Raw genomic sequence first — 16,195 nt, forward strand, 5'->3', positions numbered from 1 at the left:
TTTCGGGATCATGCGTCAGCCTTCCGCCGGCAGTGTCACGACGAAACGCGCGCCCTTGATCTCGCCGGGTTTGGTGCCCGGGATGTTCTCGGCGGTCAGCGTGCCGCCATGGGCTTCGACGATCTGCCTGCTGATTGACAGGCCAAGACCCGAGTTCTGGCCGAACGCCTCGCCGGCCGGCCGGTCGGTGTAGAAGCGCTCGAAGATGCGGTCGATGTTGTCGGCCCTTATACCGGGACCATTGTCGTCGACGGTGATGATGTTGACCTTGCCGGCGCGCGCCAGCGATATGGCGATGTGGCCGCGCTCCTCAGGAACGAAGGAGCGGGCATTCTCGATCAGGTTGGTGATGACCTGGCCGATCCTCAGATCATGGCCGGCGACGAAATAGCCTTTGACGCCCTGCGGCAGTTTGGCGACCTTGAACTCGATGTCGACCGTCTTCTTGTTGCGCGTGGCCGTGCGCGAAACGTCGACCAGATCGGTGATGAATTTCTTGAGATCCACGGTTCCTGCGTCTTCGCGCGCGAGCTCGGCGTCAAGACGGGAGGCATCGGAAATGTCGGTGATGAGACGGTCCAGCCGCCGGACGTCGTGCTGGATGATCTCCATCAGCCGGGCGCGCGACGCCTCGTTCTTGGCCAGAGGCAGGGTCTCTACCGCGCTGCGCAGCGAGGTCAGCGGGTTCTTCAATTCGTGCGAGACGTCGGCCGCGAAACTTTCGATCGCCTCGATGCGGGCGTAGAGCGCATTGGTCATGTCGCGCACGGCGATCGACAGATTGCCGATCTCGTCCTGCCGATCGGAGAAGTCCGGGATTTCCTCGCGATTCTTGACGCCGCGCCGCACCCTGACCGCCGCCGCCGACAGCCGGCGCAGCGGGTTGGCGATGGTCGAAGCAAGCAGCATCGACAGGATGGCGGTGACAAGGGCGGCGATGCCGAAGACGCGCAGGATCGCCTTGCGCTCGGCCGCGACGATCTTGTCGATGTCGCCGCCTTCCGTCGACAGCATCAGCACGCCGAGGACGGCGCGGAAGCGCTGGATCGGCACGGCGACCGAAACAATCTGCTCGCCCTGTTCGGAGATCCGCACGATGGTCGACGGGCTGCCGGTAAGCGCCTTGACCACCTCCGGAAATGCAGCGCCGTTGCCGCCCGGCTGCTCATGGTAGACCGGCAGCGCGGTGTTGCGGAAAAAGTCGAAGACGAATTTCTGGATTCGCTCGAGAAGATCGGGCTCTTCCTTGTCGGTCGGCGGCAGATCGTAGCGAAGGATCTGGCCGCGCGAATAGAGGTGGCGCGAATCGAGCAGCAGATTGGCGTCGCGGTCATAGATCCGGGCGCGCGTCCGCGTCGGCGAAATCAAGCGCCTGAGCACCGGCGCGACGCGCTCCGGATTGATCGGAAAGTCCAGATTGTCGAGCTGATCGGAGCCGGGGCCCAGGCTTTCGCCGGCCTGCAGTTCAAGCAGCTTTTCCGGATCGATGCTGATCGAATCGGTCTCGACCGTCGCCGATGCGGCGATCGCGCCGGCGATGATCTCGCCCTGGGTCATCAGGCTCTCGACGCGGGCATCGATGAGCCCGTCGCGAAACGTGTTGAGGTAGAGAATGCCGGTGACCAGGACGGCCAGGCCGGCGAGGTTGAGGAAGAGAATGCGCCGCGTCAGGCTGGAAAAGATATGGTGGCCGAGGAAGCGGCGCATCGGCACCGTGATCCTCGACAGGAATGCGGGCAGAATCCGCGACGGGCGCCGGGCGCCCGTCCGTCTCACTCGCTCTACGTCCACTGCCATCGAATAGCAGCCCCCGCTTAGTAATTAGTGAGTAGGCAGTAGGGAATAGAGAAATGGTTGGCTGAGGTCGCGGCGATGCTGAGTGGCCGTTCGCACCATTCAAAACTGACTACCGACTATTCCCTACTGCCTATTGCCTATTTACGCTTCGCGGAACCGATATCCGACTCCGTAAAGGGTTTCGATCATCTCGAAGTCATCATCGACGGCCTTGAACTTCTTGCGAAGGCGCTTGATGTGACTGTCGATGGTGCGGTCATCGACATAGACCTGCTCATCATAGGCCGAATCCATCAGCGCATCACGGCTTTTTACCACACCGGGGCGTTGGGCCAGAGAATGCAGGATCAGGAATTCGGTGACGGTAAGCGTCACCGGCTCGCCTTTCCAGGTGCAGGTGTGGCGCTCCTGGTCCATGACAAGCTGGCCGCGCTCAAGCGAACGGGCCTGCTGGTTGGGCGTCTTGGCCGACGCCTCGCGGGCGCTGGCACGGCGCAGCACGGCGCGAACCCGCTCGACCAGAAGACGCTGCGAGAAGGGTTTGCGGATAAAGTCGTCGGCGCCCATCTTGAGGCCGAAAAGCTCATCGATCTCGTCGTCCTTGGACGTCAGGAAGATCACCGGCAGGTCGGATTTCTGGCGCATCCGGCGCAGAAGTTCCATGCCGTCCATGCGCGGCATCTTGATGTCGAGAATGGCGAGATTCGGCGGGCGCGCCGCCAGGCCTTCCAGCGCCGACGCCCCATCCGTATAGGTTTCGACGCGATACCCCTCCGATTCGAGGGCGATCGACACCGAAGTCAGAATGTTGCGGTCGTCGTCGACAAGCGCGATTGTTGCCATTTCAAGTGGCTCCCTCATGAGCTGTCCCTTCTTTGGTCGAGAAGGGGCTTTTGCAGGACAAATTAGGTACAAAATGTGGCACAGGCTTCGTCCGCTGTCACGAGCGGCATGCCGGCGGCCACAATCTCACCTCAACATGGATTGGACCGATACAGACCGCCAATCCTTTGGGCACCCGCCTGATTTTTCGCACATATAAACGATTTAAACAACTTTCAAAATATTTAAATCGATTAAATATTTGATATCATTTGGCTTTTCTGGTTCTGACCGTTACAGTCTCCATCGTTGGGGGCTCCGGAAGTTCGCCGGCCAGGATGCTGCAATTGAAGAAGGAACCCCTCATGTCGGAAGCCGGCCAACGCAATCCCGCATGGGCGATCGACAGGATCGGCCTGAAAACCACCGGCGCGGTGCGCTATAATTTCGGCGAGGCCGTCCTTTACGAGGAAGCGATCCGCCTCGGCGAGGCCCGGCTCACCGCGCATGGCGCGCTGGTCGCCGAGACCGGACAGCACACCGGCCGCTCGCCCAAGGACAAATTCGTCGTCCGCGACGAGACCACCGGGCCGCATGTCTGGTGGGACAACAACAAGGCGATTTCGCCGGCCCAGTTCGATACGCTGCTCGCCGATTTTCGCGCCCATGCGGCGGACAAGGATCTTTATGTGCAGGACCTGGTCGGCGGCGCCGATGAGGACTTGAAGCTGACGACCCGGGTCGTCACGGAGCTTGCCTGGCACTCCTTGTTCATCCGCAATCTGCTCATTCGCCCGGAAGCCGCCGAGCTCGATAATTTCGTGCCCGAGTTGACGATCATCGACCTGCCGTCGTTCCGTGCCGATCCCGTCCGCCACGGCAGCCGAACCGGAACGGTGATCGCCGTCGATCTGACGCGCATGATCGTGCTGATCGGCGGCACCTCCTATGCCGGCGAAATGAAAAAATCGGTGTTCACCGTGCTCAACTATCAGTTGCCGGCGAAGGGCGTGATGCCGATGCACTGCTCGGCCAATGAAGGCGCCGGCGGAGACGCGGCCATCTTCTTCGGCCTCTCGGGAACCGGCAAGACGACGCTGTCGGCCGATCCGTCGCGCACGCTGGTCGGCGACGACGAGCACGGCTGGGGTCCGCATGGCATCTTCAACTTCGAAGGCGGCTGCTATGCCAAGACGATAAAGCTCTCGGCCGAAGCCGAGCCGGAGATCTTCGCCACCACCCAGCGCTTCGGCACGGTGCTGGAGAATGTGGTGCTCGACGCCGGCCGCGTGCCGGATTTCAACGACGGCAATCTCACTGAAAACACGCGCTGCGCCTACCCGCTCCACTTCATCCCCAACGCCAGCAAGACGGGCCGCGCCGGTCACCCGAAAAACATCATCATGCTGACCGCCGACGCATTCGGCGTGATGCCGCCGATCGCCCGGCTGACCCCGGCGCAGGCGATGTATCATTTCCTCTCCGGCTACACCGCCAAGGTGGCAGGGACCGAAAAGGGCGTCACCGAACCCGAAGCGACGTTTTCGACCTGTTTCGGCGCACCGTTCATGCCGCGCCATCCGTCGGAATACGGCAATCTGCTGCGCGAGCTGATCGCCCATCACAGCGTCGATTGCTGGCTGGTCAACACCGGCTGGACCGGCGGCGCCTACGGCACCGGCAAGCGGATGCCGATCAAGGCAACGCGGGCGCTGCTCGCCGCAGCGCTCGACGGCTCGTTGAAAGGGGCCGATTACCGGACCGACGCCAATTTTGGTTTCGAGGTGCCGGTGGCGGTCGCGGGCGTCGACCGTGCCATTCTCGACCCAAGATCGACATGGGCCGATACCTCAGCCTATGACCTGCAGGCGGCAAGGCTGGTCGGCATGTTCGCCGTCAATTTCGAAAAATTCGAACCGCATGTCGACGCCATCGTGCTCGGCGCCGCGCCGCGCATGCGCGAAGCCGCGGAATAGTCGCCAGCCGGCTACCAGGGCCGGGATCGGGATCGGGCAAGGGCCCGACCCGGGGATCGGGAACGCCCGGGCCGGGATCGGGAAGCCCCGACCCGGGGGGCCTTTTCTTTTTTCGTTCGCCACGCCATGACTGCGGCATGAACGCCGACGACAAGATCATCATTGCCGACGATGCGGTGATCCATCCGGATGACCTGCACGAGGACTTCATCCGCTCGTCCGGTCCCGGCGGCCAGAACGTCAACAAGGTGGCGACGGCGGTGCAATTGCGCTTCGATGCGGCGAATGCGCCTGGCCTGTCGGAGCGCGTTCGCGAGCGAACCATCAGGCTGGCGGGCCAGCGCGCCACCAAGGATGGCGTCATCGTCATCGAGGCCGGACGCTTCCGCACGCAAGAGCAGAACCGGGCGGACGCCCGGGCGCGGCTTGCCGAACTGGTTGCCAAGGCCGCCGAACCGCCGCCGCCGCTGCGCAAGAAGACGAGGCCGTCGAAAGGCGCGGTCGAAAGGCGGCTGAAGACCAAGGCTGGGCGCGGCACGATCAAGAAACTGCGCGGTCGGGTAGACGACGATTGACGCGCGTCCACCCGGACGCAAAGGGTGCGCGCTCTGGCAGCCACGCATGGTGCTTTTCCAAAAATCGATTCCGAGTTCTGGGCCGATGCGGCAGGCGCGACATCGATCGCGGTCGAGACCGCTTCCAATTCGAGGTTGCAGGTGGCAAGTTCGGTATTCGTCACAGCAAGGAGACCGCAGATGGGCATGTTTGATTTCGTCAAGGGCGTCGGCAAGAAGCTCGGCTTCGGCGACGATGAGCCGGAGCCAACCGCCGATACGCTGAAGAAGGAACTCGATTCGCACGCGCTCGGCACCGACAATGTGGAAGTCGACGTCAAGGGCGACACGGCTGTGCTGAAAGGCGTGGTCAAGGACCAGTCGATCTTCGAAAAAGCCATCATCGCCGTCGGCAACACGCTCGGCGTGTCCAAGGTGCAGGCGGATGAATTGCAGGTCGCCGCATCCGAGGCCGGCACGCCCGCAGCCCCGGCCAAGCAACCGACCTTCTACACGGTCAAGAAAGGCGACAATCTCTGGAAGATCGCCGAAAAAAGCTATGGCAAGGGCAAGGGTGCGAAGAACACGGTCATTTTCGAGGCCAACAAGCCGATGCTGACCGACCCGGACAAGATCTATCCAGGGCAGGTTCTGCGCATCCCGGATCTCGATCAGGCCTGACCAGATCGGGCCAGATCGGCAACAGCAATCGACAATGGCGGCGGCTTTCGGGTCGCCGTTTTCGTGTGATGGTGGCATTCTGGTCGTTTGCAGACCAACGGATCAAACGACCATGCTCGTTCTGCCCAAAGGCGTCCGCCACATGCCCCTCTATCTGTCCCGCGCCGTGCAGGAAGCGCTGGTCGAGGATGTGAGGCAGGTCGTGCAGGAAGCGCCGCTGTTCGTGCCGGCGATGCCGCGCACCGGCAAGGAGATGAGCGTGCGCATGACCAATTGCGGTTCGCTCGGCTGGGTCACCGACAAGCAGCACGGCTATCGCTACCAGCCGACGCACCCGGTAACCGGAACGCCCTGGCCGCCGATCCCGGACATGCTGCTGGAGCTGTGGCGCGAGGTGTCTGCCTATCCCCATCCGCCGGAGGCCTGCCTGGTCAATTTCTATTCGCCCGACGCGAAGATGGGCCTTCATCAGGACCGCGACGAGATCGATTTCTCCGCGCCGGTCGTCTCCGTTTCACTGGGCGACGATTGCCTGTTCAGGGTCGGCCAGAGCACGCGCGAAGGCGGCACCAAATCGTTCAGGCTGAAAAGCGGCGACGTCGTCGTGCTTGGCGGCGAAGGCCGCCTCTGTTTCCACGGCGTCGACCGTATCTATCCGTCGACCTCGGCACTGCTCAGGAATGGCGGGCGGATCAATCTGACGCTGCGGCGGGTGACCTATCCTGGCTAATGCTGTCGCGCAAAAGCCCGGACTTTCAAGTCGAGCCGTATCGCCGCTCATCACTTTTTTCAGGTATCGGATTTTCCCAAAACCGGCACCCGCTTCGTGTCACGGCCGAGGCCCGCGGCTGAGCGACCGGAAAAGATCCAGCGTTCGAGAACGACGAAGTTGACCACGGGAAGGACAATACAGGTGAGCAGGATCGGAATCGCGACCGGCAGGCCGAGCTGCCCGCCGTTAACCGCTTCGTTACAGCTTCCTCAGCGCCACTTCCTCGACCAGATGATTGGCGCCCTTGCGCAGGATGAGATCGGCGCGGGCTCGCGTCGGCAGGATGTTCTCGCGCAGATTCTTCAGGTTGATGTTGGCCCACAGGCCTTCGGCGATGGCGCGGGCCGCTGCTTGCGAAAGTTGCGAATAGCGGTGGAAGAAGGAGTCCGGATCGCGGAAGGCGGTCTCGCGCAGCCGCATGAAGCGGGCAATGTACCATTGATGGATCAGCTCCTCTTCGGCATCGATATAGATGGCGAAGTCGAAGAAATCCGACAGGAAAGGCACGATCTTGCCGTCCTTCGGCAGCTTGCCCGGCTGGAGGACGTTGATGCCTTCGAAGATCAATATGTCCGGCCGGTCAATGGTCTGGAACGCGCCGGGAACGACGTCGTAGGTCAGGTGCGAATAGACTGGCGCGCGGACATTGCGCTGCCCCGATTTGATGCCCGACAGGAAACGCAGCAGGGCGCCGACATCGTAGCTGGCGGGAAAGCCCTTGCGCTCCATCAAATTGTTGCGGCGCAGGATTTCGTTGGGAAGCAGGAAGCCGTCGGTGGTGATCAGATCGACCTTGGGGCTCGACGGCCAGCGCGCCAGCAATTCCTTGAGGACGCGCGCCGTGGTCGATTTGCCGACCGCGACGGAGCCGGCAATGCCGATGATGAAGGGCGTCTTGACGACATCCACCGCGTTGAAGAAGGCCTGGCGCTGCCTGAACAGCAGCTGGCTGGCCTCGACATGGGCCGACAACAGCCGAGATAGCGAAAGATAGATGCGCTTGACCTCTTCGAGGTCGACCGGGTCGTTGAGCGAACGCAGGCGACGGATCTCGTCCTCGCCGAGCGTCATCGGCGTGTCGGCGCGGAACTGCGACCATTCTTCCGCCGAGAAAAAACGGAAGGGCGAATATTTCTCGGTGGGGGCGAGCTGGTCCATCGAGTTTCCTGCCCTCCGCAGCGATCAGCCCCGGTCCTGCCGAGACGCCTTTTCGGCGATGCCCGAACGACCGGTGCGGCGCTCGAGTTCGGTCAGGACATCGGCAAGCGGAACGCCGGCGACGCCCAGAACGACGAGCCAATGATAGATGAGATCGGCGCTTTCCGAAACGAGGGCTTGTCTGTCACCGCCAACGGCCGCGATCACCGTTTCGACCGCCTCTTCGCCGAGCTTCTGCGCCGCCTTGTCGATGCCGCGCGCGAACAGCTTTGCCGTCCACGAATCCGGATCGCCGGAATGCGCGCGTTCCCTGATGATTGTCTCCAGATCGGAGAGCGAAAACTCAGCCATGGCGCCATCTATCTGCTTGTTTAAGCATGATCTTTTCCGAAACCGGTTCCCCCTTTTTGGCTGGCGCGGACCTTCGGTTCGGGATCATGCTTTAGAGCCGATCCCCTGACGAGTCCAGTCGCATCGGCAGGCCGGCGCGGGCCATGTGCGACTTGGCTTCAGCAATGCTGTACGTGCCGAAATGGAAAATCGATGCCGCCAGCACCGCGCCGGCATGGCCGTCGCGAATGCCCTCGACCAAGTGATCGAGCGTGCCGACGCCGCCGGAGGCGATGACCGGCGCACGCACGGCGTCGGCGACCGCGCGGGTGAGCGCGATGTCGTAGCCGGCCTTGGTGCCGTCGCGGTCCATCGACGTCAGCAGGATCTCGCCGGCGCCGCGATCGACCATCTGCTGAGCGAATTCGACCGCGTCGATGCCGGTCTTCTCGCGGCCGCCATGGGTGAAAATCTCCCAGCGGTCGGCCCCGCCTTCGCCTGACACTATCTTGGCATCGATGGCGACGACGATGCACTGGTTGCCGAACTTGTCGGCCGCCTCGGCGATGAAATCGGGATTCCTCACTGCCGCCGTGTTGATCGACACTTTGTCGGCACCGGCCAAAAGCAGCTTTCTTATGTCGGCGACCTGGCGCACGCCGCCGCCGACGGTCAGCGGCATGAAGCATTGCTCGGCGGTGCGGGCGACGATGTCGAAGATGGTCTCGCGATTTTCGGACGAGGCGGTGATGTCGAGGAAGCAGAGCTCGTCGGCGCCGGCGGCATCATAGGCCTTGGCCGCTTCGACCGGATCGCCGGCATCGATCAGGTCGACGAAATTGACGCCTTTGACGACGCGGCCGTTCTTGACGTCGAGACAGGGGATGACGCGGGCTTTCAGCATCAGATCCTCGCATGCGCGGCAAGAAAATCGCCAAGCAATTGCCCAACGACAGGCGGAACCTCGCCTTTGGCGTCAAAGGCAGGATCATAGGCGGACAGGGTGATGCCGACGATCGGGATCGACTTGGCCAGCCCGCAAACCAGTTGCCGCAGCTGCTCCGGATTTGGACCTCCCGGCAGCGCATAGCGGTTCACTTGCAGCACATCCGGATCGTGAACATCCAGATCAAGATGCAAATGCACTTGGGCCGCGCCGGCCGCCTTGAGCTTTCCGACATTGTCGAGTGCATCGGTCCACTGAGCGCGAATGATCGGCAACGTCTCGAGAAGCCGCCTTTCATCTGGATCGAGGTCGCGCGCGTCGACCAGCATGCAGCGCGACGGGTCGATCGCCTGGAAGCCGGGAATCGCTGACGTCATCGGCCGCCAGCAGAGCCCCAGCGTCGTCGCCAGCGCCATGCCGTCGAGAAAGCCGTAGGCCGACGTCTCGGGCGTGTTGAGATCGCCATGCTGATCGATCCAGATGATCGAATCAGCGGCGTCGCCAGCCACCGCACCGGCGGCGGTCAGGCAATTTCCGGCGAGCACGATGGGAAAACGCTCATCGTCGCGTGCCATGTCGACCTTGGTGGCGACTGCCCGACAAACCGCGAAACCTGTCGCGATTTCGCGTCTCTGGGCATCGCCGACCTCGCCGATGTCCTCGACGATGACATCATGGCCGCGCAAGGCAAGTTCATCGACAAGGCCGCCGGCAATGATGGCGTCGGGGCCTTGGCCAAAGCCGGCGTGGTAAAGGCCGCTGTCATAGGGTGCGAGGATGATCGAGAGTTTCATCGCGCCCTCGCCTTCTCCGGTCCGGCCGCCAGGATCGCCAATGCCTCGGCCGGGTCGATACGTCCGTCATAAAGTGCACGCCCTGAGATGGCGCCTTCGAGCTTTTGCGCATCGGGCATCGTCATGCGCACGATGTCGGCGATCGAGGCCAGCCCGCCGGAGGCGATGACCGGGATGGACACGGCGTCGGCAAGATCGATGGTGGCGTCCCAGTTGATGCCGGTCAGCACACCGTCGCGGTCGATGTCGGTGTAGATGATGGCGGCAACGCCGGCGCCCTCGAACTTCTTCGCCAGTTCGATGACGCCGAGACTAGAGGCCTCGGCCCAGCCCTCGACCGCCACCTTGCCGCCCTTGGCGTCGATGCCGACGGCGATCTTGCCCGGGAATGCCTTGCAGGCCTGCCTGACCAGATCCGGATCGCGCACCGCCACCGTGCCGAGAATGATGCGGGCCAGGCCGCGATCGAGCCAGTCCTCGACCTGCGCCAGGGTGCGGATGCCGCCGCCGAGCTGCACCGGGTTTTTCGTTGCCTTGAGAATGGCGCCGACCGCCGCGCCGTTGACGCTCTGGCCCTTGAAGGCGCCGTTGAGGTCGACGACATGCAGCCATTCAAAGCCTTGTTGCTCGAAAGCCCTGGCCTGCGCGGCCGGGTCGTCATTGTAAATCGTCGCGGTCGCCATATCGCCGTGCTTCAGGCGCACGCACTTGCCGTCCTTGAGGTCGATGGCCGGGAACAGGATCACCGTTCAGGCGCCTTCAACAATGACGAAGTGACCGGTCGAGGCGGCAAGCCTGTACTTCAATGCCTCCCGGTATTCAGGCGATTCGTAGCATTCTATCGCCTTGTCGTAGGACTCGAACTCGACCAGGACGTGGCGGTTGCCTGTCGGCCCTTCCGGGTTCGCATAACGCCCCGCCCGCACGGGAAACTTCGCGCCATATTTCGCAAAAGCCGCCGCGTTCGCCTCGATATACTGCTTGTAGCCCTCGGGATCGCGGACATCGACCATCGCCATCCAGTAGCCTTTCTTGCTCATTTCTTAGGGCCTCCAGCGCAGGAAATTGGTGATCAGCGCCAGGCCAAGCGCCTGGCTCTTTTCGGGATGAAACTGCGTGCCGGCGAGATTGTCGCTGGTAACAGCAGCTGTAACCGGACCACCATAGTCGGCAATCGCCAGCACCTCGTCCGGCTTCTGCGCGTCGAGATGGTAGGAATGAACGAAATAGGCGTGCAGCCCCTTGCTGCCTGTCGGAATGCCGGAAAACAGCGGATGCTTGCGCGTGAGCTCGATCGTGTTCCAGCCGATCTGCGGGATTTTTAGCGCAGGATCGGCCGGGGTGATCTCCTTGACATCGCCGGCGATCCAGCCAAAGCCTTTTGTGACAGTCTTTTCCAGGCCCCGCTCCGACATCAGCTGCATGCCGACGCAGATGCCGAGGAACGGCCGCCGCTTGACGATCGCGACCTCCTCGACCGCTTCCCACATGCCGGCCACGGCGCGCAGCCCGGCCGCGCAATCGGCATAGGCGCCGACGCCGGGCAGGACGATGCGGTCGGCGGTTCTGACACGCTCGGCATCGGCGGTCAGGTCGATGGCGGCGGCGATGCCGGCCTCGTGCGCGGCGCGCTCGAAGGCCTTGGTGGCCGAGCGCAGGTTGCCCGAGCCATAATCGATGATCGCGACCCGCATGTCAGGGTCTTCCCGGCGTGTGCGTCAGTCCGAGCACCAAGCCTGTGTGTGCCGGCCGGGCATGGGCAGCGTCCGGAACGATGCGCGGCACTGGCGCTGGCTCATCCGCACGCGCTTCGGCTTCCAGCACATAGCGCGTATCGGCATCGTCGAGCCTGTCGGCCTCGACGACGCCCCATTCGTGCCAGCCACGACGGCGCAGTGCGGCGATCCGCAAGGCCTGCCCTTCCAGCCCGACATAGAGCGATACCAGCAGCGACAGCAGCGGGCCGGCCAGCCCAAGGCTCAGCCCTTCGGCAAGCATCGAAAGCAGAGCCATGGCGACAAACGCCAGTGCTGCCTCGATCCACAACCGGTGCCAGAGCAGCCACAGCGGCGGCACGAGGAAGCCAAGCCAGGAAAACCCATCACGGACAAAGGCCGTTGTGTCAGGCTTTTCGCCGCGGCCCGGCGGTTCCATCACGACATAGACGGCCATGGCCTATCCCTTCAGAGATCCCTTGGTGGAAGGAACCGCGTCAGGCTGGCGCGGGTCGCTTTCAAGCGCGAAACGCAGCGCACGCGCCACCGCCTTGAAGCAGGTCTCGGCGATGTGGTGATTGTTGGCGCCGTAATGGTTGGTGACATGCAGCGTGATGCCGGCATTTTGCGCCAGGGCCTGGAAGAATTCGCGCACCAGTTCGGTGTCGAACGTGCCGATCTTCGGCGACGAGAACACAACGTTCCAGACAAGGAAAGGACGGCCGGAAACGTCGATCGCCGCGCGCGTCAGCGTCTCGTCCATGGCGAGATCGATCGAGGCATAGCGCATGATGCCGCGCCGCTCGCCCAGTGCCTTGGCCAGCGCCTGACCGAGCGCGATGCCGGTGTCCTCGACCGTGTGGTGGTCGTCTATGTGGAGGTCGCCCTTGGCCTTGACCGTCATGTCGATCAGCGAATGGCGCGACAGCTGGTCCAGCATGTGGTCGAAGAAGCCGACGCCCGTCGAAATATCGGATTTTCCCGAGCCGTCGACCTGGACCGATACGGAGATGTCGGTTTCCCTGGTCTTGCGGCTTGCGTTGGCGGAACGGGGCGGCATGCTCATCCTTGTCCAGAGTTCAGGCGTTCAAGCGTCCACATGCTTGAAAGCGTCCACATGCTTGAAAACGAGAGCCTTCTAGCAGCATGATCCGGTGATTGCCAGTTGCCGTGCCAAGCAGTATCGAGCCTGGCCGATGACCGGTTGGCAATCGTCGGACCTATGCATACATAGGGTCGATCAAGTCACTCGTAATGCGCCAATCGCCTTGTCGGGACCGGTGCTGATCGGAGCAGAGATGTCGAACGAACTGACCATGCACGCCACGACGATCCTGACCGTGCGCAGGGGCGGCAAGGTGGTGATCGCCGGTGATGGCCAGGTCAGCCTTGGCCAGACGATCATGAAAGGCAACGCCAAGAAGGTGCGCCGAATCGGCAAAAGCGGCAATGTCATTGCCGGTTTCGCCGGCGCCACCGCTGACGCCTTCACGCTTCTGGAGCGGCTGGAGGCCAAGCTCGAACAGTATCCGGAGCAATTGACGCGGGCCTGCGTCGAACTCGCCAAGGACTGGCGCACCGACCGCTATCTGCGCCGGCTGGAAGCGATGATGCTGGTTGCCGACAAGTCGGTCTCGCTGGCGCTGACCGGCACCGGCGACGTGCTCGAACCCGAACATGGCGTCATGGCGATCGGCTCTGGCGGCAATTATGCGCTGGCCGCGGCGCGCGCGCTGATGGACACCGACAAGGATGCCGAAGAAATCGCCCGCAAAGCGATGCAGATCGCATCCGACATTTGCGTCTACACCAACAACAATTTTGTCATCGAAATCCTCGATGCCGGCTGAGCCGGCCGCTGGCCATGATCCCGAAAAGTGGAAATCGGTTTTTGCTTCGCTGACCTTCGGTTCGCATGAGATCATGGCCAAACAAGAAAATAGATATGATTTTCGACCGGTGACCGAGGCGGACCTGCCGATGATCGCGGCATGGCTGGCCGAGCCGCATGTCGCGGAGTGGTGGGACGATCCCGAGACGGAGATCGCCCAGATCCGCGAGCATATCGACAGCATTTCCGTCGAGCCGCTGATCATCGAGCTCGACGGCGAGCCGATCGGCTACATGCAGAGCTACGATCCGCATCTGGAGGACGGCCACCCCTACAGCGACCAGCCTTTCGGCACGCTCGGCATCGATCTGTCGATCGGCAGGCCCGAGCTTGTCGGACGCGGCCACGGCTCGGCAATTGTCCGGCAGTTCGTGGAACAGCTGTTCGAGGAAGGGGCACCGCGTGTCATCATCGACCCGGATCCATCCAACGGACGAGCGATCCGTGCCTATCAAAAGGCCGGGTTCAGAGCTATCGATCGCAGGCAATCGGAATATGGCGACGCCGTGCTGATGGCAATTGACGCCGAAGAGGGCGACGCCCAAGAGGGCAATATCGAATAGGGTGACGCCGAATAAGGCGCCGAAGAGGGGCAGTAACAGCATGAGTACAAGCGGCGCCGACAAGACCGTCTCGGCCTATGAAGACAGCTGGCGGATGGGACTTCTGCTCGTCCTCGGCCTGATTATATTCCAGGCTGGAGCCCTTTACGGCATGGGCCGAACGCCGATCTGCGAATGCGGCTATGTCAAGCTGTGGCACGGCATCGTGCAGAGCTCGGAGAATTCCCAGCATATTTCCGACTGGTACACATTCTCGCACCTCATCCACGGCTTCCTGTTCTACGCGCTGGCGTGGGCTCTGTTCCCGCGCTCGCCGATCGGGCTCAGGCTGGCTTTTGCCGTCGTCATCGAGGGCGGCTGGGAGCTTCTCGAGAACAGCCCGTTGATCATCGAGCGCTACCGCGCCGGCACGATCTCGCTCGACTATTACGGCGACAGCATCATCAATTCGGTGGCGGACACGCTGGCGATGGTGCTGGGATTTGTGATGGCGCGCAGGCTTCCTATATGGGTGATCGTGACCCTCGCTCTCATCTTCGAATTCGGTGTCGGCTACATCATCAGGGACAATCTGACACTCAACGTGATCATGCTGCTGCATCCGTTCGAGTCCATCCGGCAGTGGCAAAGTGGAATTTAGCGATATGACCACATTCTCGCCCCGCGAAATCGTTTCGGAACTCGATCGCTTCATCATCGGCCAGAAGGACGCCAAGCGCGCCGTGGCCATCGCCTTGCGCAACCGCTGGCGCCGCCAGCAGCTCGAAGGCCAGATGCGTGAAGAGGTGATGCCGAAGAACATCCTGATGATCGGCCCAACCGGCGTCGGCAAGACCGAGATCTCGCGCCGCCTGGCGCGCCTTGCCGGTGCGCCGTTCGTCAAGGTCGAGGCGACCAAGTTCACCGAGGTCGGCTATGTCGGCCGCGACGTCGAGCAGATCATCCGCGACCTGGTCGAGATCGCCATCGGCCTGGTGCGCGAGAAGATGCGCGAGGACGTCAAGGCGCGCGCCCATATCAATGCCGAGGAACGCGTGCTGGAGGCGCTCGTCGGCAAGACGGCGAGCCCGGCGACGCGCGACAGTTTCCGCAAAAAGCTGCGCGACGGCGAGCTCGACGACAAGGAGATCGAGATCGAAGTGAGCGATACCGGCACCGGCGGCATGCCCGGCTTCGAGATCCCCGGCATGCCGGGCGCCAATATCGGCGTGTTGAACATCAACGACATGCTGTCGAAAGCGATGGGCGGCCAGAAGACCAAGACCCGCAAGACGACGGTGAAGGAATCCTACGCGGTGCTGGTCGGCGACGAGTCCGACAAGCTGCTCGACCAGGACGAGGTGGTGCGCAGGGCGCTCGAATCGACGGAAAACGACGGCATCGTCTTCCTCGATGAGATCGACAAGATCGCCTCGCGCGAAGGCGGCATGGGCGCCGGTGTTTCCCGCGAAGGCGTGCAGCGTGACCTGCTGCCGCTTGTCGAAGGCACCACGGTCGCGACCAAATACGGACCGGTGAAGACGGATCACATCCTGTTTATCGCATCGGGCGCGTTCCACGTTGCCAAGCCATCCGACCTGCTGCCCGAACTGCAGGGCCGTCTGCCGATCCGCGTCGAGCTGCGTGCGCTGGAGAAGGACGATTTCGTGCGCATCCTGACCGAGACCGAGGCCAGCCTGATCAAGCAGTACATCGCGCTGATGAAGACCGAGGGCGTCGATCTCGTCTTCACCGACGACGCCATCGAGTCACTGGCCGGCATCGCCGTCGATCTCAACGCCAGCGTCGAGAACATCGGCGCCAGGCGACTGCAGACGGTGATGGAGCGGGTGCTGGACGAGATCTCATATGACGCGCCGGACCGCCACGGCACGTCGGTGACAGTCGACGCCGCCTATGTGGAGAAGCATGTCGGCGATCTGTCGAGAAACACGGATCTGTCGCGATTCATCCTCTAACAGGCGATCCATCCGCAAGAGTCGGACCGGCGGAGCCGGCACGTGTGGCCAAATGGAAGCATCTGGCCAGCTTTTGTCTTGCCGGGCGACGGGGCTCTCGACTCCCGTTGCAGCTTTACCTAGTTTGCCGGCAACACCAGCGCCGCGCAGCTTTTTGGATGCGCAAAGGACGCTGTACAGTTGGTTCTGCGCATGACCCCGAGAATCGGTTCCGAGGGTCATGCGTTGTTGCAGGCGG

19 protein-coding genes are annotated in these 16,195 nt (G+C 62.6%); 8 read left to right on the forward strand and 11 right to left on the reverse strand.

Annotated elements, in window-relative coordinates; genetic code table 11:
* Positions 1-15: 15 nt before the first annotated feature.
* Complete coding sequence (locus AC0L18_RS13655) at positions 16-1,797, reverse strand: sensor histidine kinase (RefSeq protein WP_023796908.1); 1,782 nt, start codon at positions 1,795-1,797, stop codon at positions 16-18.
* A gap of 141 nt (positions 1,798-1,938) precedes the next feature.
* Entirely contained in the window at positions 1,939-2,640 is a 702-nt protein-coding gene (locus AC0L18_RS13660) for a response regulator transcription factor (RefSeq protein ID WP_023796909.1), read from the reverse strand.
* A gap of 344 nt (positions 2,641-2,984) precedes the next feature.
* Between AC0L18_RS13660 and AC0L18_RS13665 the strand changes: the two genes are divergently transcribed.
* The 4 genes from AC0L18_RS13665 to AC0L18_RS13680 all read left to right on the forward strand — a co-directional run bounded on the left by AC0L18_RS13665 (position 2,985) and on the right by AC0L18_RS13680 (position 6,560).
* Positions 2,985-4,595 carry a phosphoenolpyruvate carboxykinase gene (locus AC0L18_RS13665; RefSeq protein ID WP_473492784.1) on the forward strand — a complete coding sequence of 537 codons (1,611 nt, stop codon included), beginning with the start codon at positions 2,985-2,987 and terminating at the stop codon, positions 4,593-4,595.
* Positions 4,596-4,732: 137 nt separating this feature from the next.
* Positions 4,733-5,170 (forward strand): alternative ribosome rescue aminoacyl-tRNA hydrolase ArfB, encoded by a 438-nt coding sequence (gene arfB, locus AC0L18_RS13670; RefSeq protein ID WP_473492729.1) that lies wholly within the window; start codon positions 4,733-4,735, stop codon positions 5,168-5,170.
* Positions 5,171-5,350: 180 nt separating this feature from the next.
* Entirely contained in the window at positions 5,351-5,830 is a 480-nt protein-coding gene (gene lysM / locus AC0L18_RS13675) for a peptidoglycan-binding protein LysM (protein WP_473492731.1), read from the forward strand.
* Between the two features lie 112 nt (positions 5,831-5,942).
* Positions 5,943-6,560: an alpha-ketoglutarate-dependent dioxygenase AlkB gene (locus AC0L18_RS13680; RefSeq protein ID WP_473492733.1), complete on the forward strand. Its 618-nt coding sequence runs from the start codon at positions 5,943-5,945 to the stop codon at positions 6,558-6,560.
* 240 nt (positions 6,561-6,800) lie between these two features.
* Here the strand turns inward: AC0L18_RS13680 and coaA are convergent, their stop codons facing one another.
* The 9 genes from coaA to hisB form a co-directional block, all read right to left on the reverse strand.
* A complete protein-coding gene (gene coaA, locus AC0L18_RS13685) occupies positions 6,801-7,760 on the reverse strand; it encodes a type I pantothenate kinase (RefSeq protein ID WP_473492735.1) in 960 nt (319 codons plus the stop codon).
* Positions 7,761-7,784: 24 nt separating this feature from the next.
* Positions 7,785-8,111 carry a phosphoribosyl-ATP diphosphatase gene (locus AC0L18_RS13690; protein WP_023796915.1) on the reverse strand — a complete coding sequence of 109 codons (327 nt, stop codon included), beginning with the start codon at positions 8,109-8,111 and terminating at the stop codon, positions 7,785-7,787.
* 91 nt (positions 8,112-8,202) lie between these two features.
* Positions 8,203-8,997, reverse strand: coding sequence for an imidazole glycerol phosphate synthase subunit HisF (hisF, locus tag AC0L18_RS13695; RefSeq protein ID WP_473492785.1), 795 nt, complete (start codon positions 8,995-8,997; stop codon positions 8,203-8,205).
* The gene (locus AC0L18_RS13700) at positions 8,994-9,830 is read right to left on the reverse strand and encodes an arginase family protein (RefSeq protein WP_473492736.1); all 837 of its coding nucleotides are present in this window, start codon (positions 9,828-9,830) and stop codon (positions 8,994-8,996) included. Before AC0L18_RS13700 ends, hisF begins: the two co-directional genes overlap by 4 nt.
* Complete coding sequence (gene hisA, locus AC0L18_RS13705) at positions 9,827-10,576, reverse strand: 1-(5-phosphoribosyl)-5-[(5-phosphoribosylamino)methylideneamino]imidazole-4-carboxamide isomerase (RefSeq protein ID WP_236377981.1); 750 nt, start codon at positions 10,574-10,576, stop codon at positions 9,827-9,829. Before hisA ends, AC0L18_RS13700 begins: the two co-directional genes overlap by 4 nt.
* 3 nt (positions 10,577-10,579) lie before the next feature.
* Positions 10,580-10,870, reverse strand: a complete 291-nt coding sequence (locus tag AC0L18_RS13710; RefSeq protein ID WP_023796919.1) for a DUF1330 domain-containing protein — start codon at positions 10,868-10,870, stop codon at positions 10,580-10,582.
* A gap of 3 nt (positions 10,871-10,873) precedes the next feature.
* A complete protein-coding gene (gene hisH, locus AC0L18_RS13715; protein ID WP_473492737.1) occupies positions 10,874-11,524 on the reverse strand; it encodes an imidazole glycerol phosphate synthase subunit HisH in 651 nt (216 codons plus the stop codon).
* Between the two features lies 1 nt (position 11,525).
* Positions 11,526-12,002 (reverse strand): DUF2628 domain-containing protein, encoded by a 477-nt coding sequence (locus AC0L18_RS13720; RefSeq protein ID WP_473492738.1) that lies wholly within the window; start codon positions 12,000-12,002, stop codon positions 11,526-11,528.
* 3 nt (positions 12,003-12,005) lie between these two features.
* Positions 12,006-12,605 carry an imidazoleglycerol-phosphate dehydratase HisB gene (gene hisB, locus AC0L18_RS13725; protein ID WP_091592962.1) on the reverse strand — a complete coding sequence of 200 codons (600 nt, stop codon included), beginning with the start codon at positions 12,603-12,605 and terminating at the stop codon, positions 12,006-12,008.
* A gap of 238 nt (positions 12,606-12,843) precedes the next feature.
* Between hisB and hslV the strand changes: the two genes are divergently transcribed.
* The 4 genes from hslV to hslU all read left to right on the forward strand — a co-directional run bounded on the left by hslV (position 12,844) and on the right by hslU (position 15,957).
* A complete protein-coding gene (gene hslV, locus AC0L18_RS13730; RefSeq protein ID WP_023796923.1) occupies positions 12,844-13,395 on the forward strand; it encodes an ATP-dependent protease subunit HslV in 552 nt (183 codons plus the stop codon).
* A gap of 73 nt (positions 13,396-13,468) precedes the next feature.
* Positions 13,469-13,999, forward strand: a complete 531-nt coding sequence (locus AC0L18_RS13735; RefSeq protein WP_287305417.1) for a GNAT family N-acetyltransferase — start codon at positions 13,469-13,471, stop codon at positions 13,997-13,999.
* A 40-nt stretch (positions 14,000-14,039) separates the two neighbouring features.
* Entirely contained in the window at positions 14,040-14,639 is a 600-nt protein-coding gene (locus AC0L18_RS13740) for a DUF2585 domain-containing protein (RefSeq protein WP_023796925.1), read from the forward strand.
* A 4-nt stretch (positions 14,640-14,643) separates the two neighbouring features.
* Positions 14,644-15,957, forward strand: coding sequence for an ATP-dependent protease ATPase subunit HslU (gene hslU / locus AC0L18_RS13745; protein WP_473492739.1), 1,314 nt, complete (start codon positions 14,644-14,646; stop codon positions 15,955-15,957).
* The last annotated feature ends 238 nt before the right edge of the window (positions 15,958-16,195 follow it).

Source organism: Mesorhizobium sp. WSM4819 (assembly GCF_055811215.1).